Source organism: Synechococcus lacustris str. Tous (assembly GCF_003011125.1).
Lineage (GTDB): Bacteria > Cyanobacteriota > Cyanobacteriia > PCC-6307 > Cyanobiaceae > Synechococcus_D > Synechococcus_D lacustris.
Map to the genome: position 1 here is coordinate 1 of NZ_PXVC01000094.1, position 6,201 is coordinate 6,201.

General features: G+C 51.4%; 6 protein-coding genes and 1 pseudogene. All 7 read left to right on the top strand.

Going from position 1 to position 6,201, the window contains the following annotated elements; all coding sequences use genetic code 11:
• Nucleotides 1-466: pseudogene (locus C7K08_RS12150) on the top strand (NAD-dependent epimerase/dehydratase family protein); the annotation flags it as partial.
• A 160-nt stretch (nucleotides 467-626) separates the two neighbouring features.
• Nucleotides 627-1,169: a dTDP-4-dehydrorhamnose 3,5-epimerase gene (gene rfbC / locus C7K08_RS12160; protein ID WP_241537245.1), complete on the top strand. Its 543-nt coding sequence runs from the start codon at nucleotides 627-629 to the stop codon at nucleotides 1,167-1,169.
• Nucleotides 1,170-1,223: 54 nt separating this feature from the next.
• Nucleotides 1,224-2,246, top strand: coding sequence for an NAD-dependent epimerase (locus C7K08_RS12165; protein WP_106500859.1), 1,023 nt, complete (start codon nucleotides 1,224-1,226; stop codon nucleotides 2,244-2,246).
• Between the two features lie 52 nt (nucleotides 2,247-2,298).
• A complete protein-coding gene (locus C7K08_RS12170; protein WP_106500860.1) occupies nucleotides 2,299-3,639 on the top strand; it encodes a nucleotide sugar dehydrogenase in 1,341 nt (446 codons plus the stop codon).
• A gap of 34 nt (nucleotides 3,640-3,673) precedes the next feature.
• Nucleotides 3,674-4,663, top strand: coding sequence for an N-acetylneuraminate synthase family protein (locus tag C7K08_RS12175; RefSeq protein WP_106500861.1), 990 nt, complete (start codon nucleotides 3,674-3,676; stop codon nucleotides 4,661-4,663).
• On the top strand, nucleotides 4,660-5,817 hold the full coding sequence (gene neuC / locus C7K08_RS12180; protein ID WP_106500862.1) for a UDP-N-acetylglucosamine 2-epimerase: 1,158 nt from the start codon (nucleotides 4,660-4,662) through the stop codon (nucleotides 5,815-5,817). The genes C7K08_RS12175 and neuC overlap by 4 nt, the downstream gene beginning before the upstream one ends.
• A gap of 4 nt (nucleotides 5,818-5,821) precedes the next feature.
• Nucleotides 5,822-6,201, top strand: a 380-nt coding sequence (locus C7K08_RS12185) for a cytidylyltransferase domain-containing protein (RefSeq protein ID WP_423218699.1), incomplete at its 3' end; no start/stop codon positions are given.

Below are 6,201 nucleotides of genomic sequence, written 5' to 3' on the forward strand. Positions count from 1 at the left end.
AACCTCTACGGCCCGGGCGACAACTACCACCCCACCAACATCCACGTGCTGCCGGCGCTGTTCCGTCGTTTCCACGGAAGCGGCCGAGCGCGGCGACGCCAGCGTGACCTGCTGGGGCAGCGGCACCCCCCTGCGGGAGTTCCTGCATGTGGACGATCTGGGCAAGGCCTGCGTGTTTGCGTTGGAGCACTGGCAGCCGGGGCCGAGCGAGCAACAGTTTCTGAATGTGGGCACGGGTGTGGATCTAACAATCCGTGAGCTCGCCGAAGCTGTGGCGGAGGCCACCGGCTTCCAAGGCGAGATCCACTGGGATGCCAGCAAACCCGATGGCACCCCGAAGAAACAGTTGGATGTGAGTCGGCTTGCAGCTATGGGTTGGCGGGCGCGGATCCCGTTGAGGGAGGGCCTGGAAAGCACGGTGGCACTCTTCCGTGATCAGCTCCGCCAGCAGCTGGTGCGCCTCTGATCTTGATTGCCATTCAGCAATGAAAAATCGCATCCACCGCCGTGGCATCGCCCTGATTACGACCGGCGCTATGCCATTGATGCCAGCACGATCGAAGCTGAGCTGGACTGGACTCCGCAGGTGAGCGTGCAGGAGGGCTTGCGGCGCACGGTGGAGTGGTATGACAGCACCAGAGCTGGTGGCGGCCCCTGCTCGAGAGAGGAGCACACTGATGCAGATCATTCCCCAGGCGATTCCCGAGGTGCTGCAGGAAGCGGGGATTCCCGAGCTGGTGCAACACAACCAGTCGCGCAGCCGGCGTGGCGTGTTGCGCGGGCTGCATTACCAGCTGGTGAACCCCCAAGGGAAGCTGGTGCGCTGCGCCCGGGGCCAGGTGTTTAATGTGGCCGTGGATGTTCGGCCCGGCTCCCCCACGTTTGGCCAATCGGTGGGGGTGCTGCTGGACGACGTGGCCCACCACCAGCTCTGGGTGCCGCCGGGCTTTGCCCATGGCTTTTTGGTGCTGAGTGAGGTGGCCGATTGCTGCTATCTCTGCTCGGAGTACTACCACCCCCAGAGTGAGCAGGGGATTGCCTGGAATGATCCAGCGTTGGAGATTCGCTGGCCCGCATTGCCAGAGGATGTGGACATTCAGTTGTCGGTGAAGGATCGGGATAACCCGCAGTTGAAGTATAAGAGCGCAGAGTTATTGCTAATTGAATAGCCACTGCTTGCTTTTGAGTATTTATTGCTTGTCTAAACTGCGGCTTCTTTAGTAATGACCGTTCTTGTCACCGGCGCCGTCGGTTTTATTGGCTTTCATCTCAGCACCCGGCTGCTGGAGCGGGGAACGCATGTCGTGGGGTTTGATAACGTCAACCCCTATTACGACCCATCCCTCAAGCGAGCGCGTCTGGCCCAGCTGCAGGCCACGGCAGCACGCACGGGCACGCCCTTTCAGCTGATCGAAGCCGATCTTGAGGATCACTCCGCCGTTGAGGGGGCTTTCGCTCGCCACCGCCCCACAAAGGTGGTGAACCTGGCTGCCCAGGCAGGGGTGCGCTATTCGATCGAAAATCCGGCGGCTTACATCCAGAGCAACCTGGTGGGCTTCGGCCACATCCTGGAAGGCTGCCGACACCACGGCATCGAGCACTTGGTGTACGCCTCGAGTAGCAGCGTGTATGGGGGCAACACCCGGATGCCATTTTCGGAGCGCCAGGGTGTGGACCACCCTGTGAGCATGTATGCGGCCAGCAAGAAGGCCAACGAGCTGATGGCCCACACCTACAGCCACCTCTACGGGCTGCCGGCCACTGGCCTGCGCTTCTTCACGGTGTATGGCCCTTGGGGCCGGCCAGACATGGCCCTGTTTCTGTTCACCAAGGCGATGCTGGCGGGAGAGCCGATCCAGGTGTTTAACAACGGCCAGATGGTTCGGGATTTCACCTATGTGGACGACATCATTGAGAGCCTGATCCGACTGCTTGATAAGCCAGCCGCCTCGGATCCGGCCTTTGATCCCGCCCATCCGAATCCGGCCACCAGCTGGGCACCGCACCGGGTGTTCAACATCGGCAATTCCAACCCCACGCCCCTGATGGACTACATTGAGGCTGTAGAAAATGAACTGGGCATCACCGCCACCAAAGAATTCCTGCCGATGCAGCCGGGCGATGTGCCGGCCACAGCGGCCAACACTTCAGCTCTGGAGGCCTGGATAGGCTTCAAGCCCAACACCCTGGTTAAGGAGGGTGTTGCTCGGTYTGTGGGTTGGTACCGGGAGTTCTACAGCGTCTGAGCTTTCCCACCATCATTAATTTTTCTCGCTGGAACTCACCGGCTGCCCTTTTATGACAACAACTCTCCCCCCTCTCAACGARTGCACGGTGGCGGTGATCGGACTTGGCTATGTGGGCTTGCCGCTGGCGGTGGAATTCGCCAAGCCCCAACCTTGTCGCCGCACAGGTGATCCGCTGCAGCGCCGGGTTATCGGCTTTGACATCAACAGCCTGCGCCTGGAGGAGCTGCGGCAGGGAATCGATCGCACCAACGAAACCAGTGCTGAGGAGCTGCATGCGGCCCAGCTGTTGAAATTCACGAGTGATCCAGCTCAGCTGGCGCAAGCAGATGTGTTCGTGGTGACGGTTCCCACCCCGATCGACAGTGCCAAACGACCAGACCTCACGCCGCTGGAGAAGGCCAGCGCCACGGTTGGCCTTGCACTGAAGCAACGCAGCTGGTCCACCACACCAGTGGTGATCTACGAAAGCACCGTGTTTCCCGGCGCAACGGAAGAGGTGTGCGTGCCTATCTTGGAGCGTGAGAGCGGTCTGGTGTTCAACCAGGGTTTTGTTTGCGGCTACAGCCCGGAGCGCATCAACCCTGGCGACAGCGACCACAAACTCACCACGATCACTAAAGTGACTAGCGGCAGCACGCCTGAAGCGGCGGTCTGGGTGGATGGCTTCTACGGCTCGATCATCAGTGCCGGMACCCACCKGGCMGCCAGCMTCAAGGTGGCRGARGCMGCMAAGGTGATCGARAAYACCCAGCGCGATCTSAACATCGCTCTGGTGAACGAGCTGGCGATCATTTTTCGCCAGATGGAGATCGACACGCTGGATGTGCTKGAGGCRGCSGGCACCAAGTGGAACTTTCTGCCGTTTCGCCCCGGGCTGGTGGGCGGCCACTGCATCGGGGTTGATCCGTACTACCTCACCCATAAGGCTGAACAGCTGGGCTACCACCCACAAGTTGTGCTGGCAGGTCGGAGGATCAACGACGGCATGGGCCGCTGGGTGGTGGAGCAGCTCGTCTTGGAAATGGCCCGACGGGGCATGGTGATTGCCGACGCTAAGGTCATGGTGCTTGGGCTTAGCTTTAAGGAGAACTGCCCAGACCTACGCAATACTCGGGTGCTTGATGTGATCGAGGCTCTCCATCGCTATGGCATCGAGCCGGTTGTGGTAGATCCATGGGTGGATGCTGAGGAGGCCAAGTCCGAGTACAACCTCAATGTGCTTCCTGGCATTCCTGCAGGATGCATCTGGAGTGCGGTGGTGATTGCCGTGGCCCACACCCAGTTCATAGAGCTAAAGCTCCCCCAATGGCGTGAGCTGCTTGCCACTGCTGGTGTGTTTATGGATCTAAAAGGCATTCTTCCCAGGGAGCTGGGTGCACTGAGGCTGTAGACCCATTTGATCACTGCTAATTATTTTTATTTAAATGGAAATCATTGCTGAAATTGCCCAGGCTCACGAGGGTAGCCTTGGCAACGCTCTCTCTTATGTTAATGCTTGCGCAAAACATGGAATTAAAACAATAAAGTTTCAGATTCATATTGCCGAGGAAGAAAGTAGCCCCAAAGAGCAATTCCGTATACCTTTCTCCCTTCAAGATGCATCAAGATATGATTACTGGAAAAGAACCTCCTTTAGTCTTGATCATTGGAGAATAATTAAGAATCATTGTGATAAGCTAGGCATAACATTCTTGGCCAGTCCATTCAGTCTTACTGCGGTTTCTTGGCTTAATTCCTTAGGAGTTGAAGTTTTTAAAATTGGCTCTGCCGATATTGTAAATCAAATACTGTTGCATGAAGTCCGCAAAACAGCGAAAAGAGTGATACTAAGCTCGGGGCTTTCATCTCTAAGCACCTTAAAGACCGCAGTTTCCTGTTTTGAGTCTGCAGGTATATCCGTTGACATACTACACTGCGTATCAAGCTATCCCTGCACGCCAGAACAAATAAATATAAATAAAATAAATGAGCTAAAAGCTATCTTTCCAGGCACAAGAGTTGGATTTAGTGATCATAGTGGCTCAGTGTACGGAGGGATTATTGCAGCAACTATAGGAGCTGAAATTTATGAGTTTCATTTGTGTTTCGATCGTCTTCAGTTCGGACCAGATTCAACCTCATCTATTGAGATAAGAGAAATTCCACTTCTTCTTTCCGGAGTTGATTTTGCCATAAAAGCAAAGGAAGCTAAAGCGCATAACCAAAGCCTATCCCACAATCTCAGAATCTTCGCAAAATCTATAATTTCAAGACGAGACCTTTGCGTAAACGATGTAATAAGGATAGAGGATCTTGATTTCAGAAAGCTAAATGGAGATGGAATAGACGTAGAAAATGTAGATAGTGTCATAGGCCAAACGCTGACTCATAATGTTCGCGCTGGTCATGTTTTTTCGAAAGAAGACTTTCAATGAAAAGAATTTCTGTCGTACTCACGGCTAGAGCAAGCTATAGTCGTATCAAGGAGATAATTAGCTATCTGCATCAATCACAAACTGTGAGCCTTGAACTTACTGTTGCAGGCTCAATGCTTGGCGACAAATATGGAAATCCATATAAAAAGGTTATTGAAGATGGATTTAATATCTCGGGAAAATGCTTTAACCTAATAGAAGGAGATGAAAGATTTTGCCCACCTCGCTCTACAGCCAATCTTATTAATCAACTTGCCGATGTTTTTGAGCATTCTCAACCAGATTTAGTTATTACCATCGCTGATCGATTTGAGACAATTGCAACTGCAATAGCAGCTTCTTATTCGTCTACATGTCTTCTCCATATCCAGGGAGGTGAAACATCTGGAAATATCGACGATAGAGTGCGTCATTCGATAACAAAGCTCTCTGATTATCACGTATGCTTTACAAAAAAGAGCAGGGATAATATTCTCAGGTTAGGCGAAGACCCTTCACGAGTTGCGCTATATGGATGCCCATCTATAGACATTGCAAGAAAAGCATTAAAAAGCTTTGAGAAATCTAAAGCTCAAAGAATAGTACCTCTTGATTTTTCTGTTGGCACCGTCTTCGATGAGAGTAAGCCCTTTATTGTGATACTTTATCATCCTGTTACAGATGAATACGAAACTTCTTCGAGGAACACGCTCAATCTAATTGAAGCAATTGAACGTATGAATATGCCGGGTTATTGGTTTTGGCCTAATGCCGACCTTGGTAGTTCCGATGTTAGTAAAGAAATTAGGAGAGCAAGAGAACAAGGACGTCTTTCAAAGATATCCTTCGTCAAGGACTTGCCTAGTGAAGACTTCTTAAAACTGCTCATAAAGTCCAAAGCCTTAATTGGCAATTCTTCTGTCGGAATCAGAGAAGGATCATTTTTGGCTATCCCTTCAGTTAACATCGGCAATCGGCAATGCAGCCGAGAAAAAGACAATAATGTAATTACATGTTCTTATCATCCAAGTGATATCGTGAACGCCTTTCATACTATTACTTCCAAGAAAATTATGCCTTCTGAAATGTATGGGAACGGCTTTGCATCGAAAAATATTGCAGAGCATATTTTAAATTTAAGCCCAACTCTAAAGGGGTCCTCACTATTTCTGTAAAAAAATGAAAATCATAGCGTTTATACCTGCTAGAGCAGGAAGCAAAGGTGTTCCTGGCAAAAATAAGTCAATATACTATAAATACCCATTGTATAAGCATGCTTTAAATGTCGCAAGAGAGGTAAGTCTATTTACTGACCTGGTCTTAAGTACTAATGATTGCGACATTCTTCAAGAGAGTTTTGACGATCCAAGATTCTCTGTCAGTAAAAGGGATGAATCGCTCTCTCGTGATACCTCTTCAATTACAGATGTTGTCATTGACTATCTGCGGTCGAGTCTGTCTTTTGACGAAATATTATCGTCTATTGTAGTGCTGCTTCAACCTACCTCCCCAATTAGATTCCCGCATGAATTAAAAAATATTATCCAGCTTCTCATGGA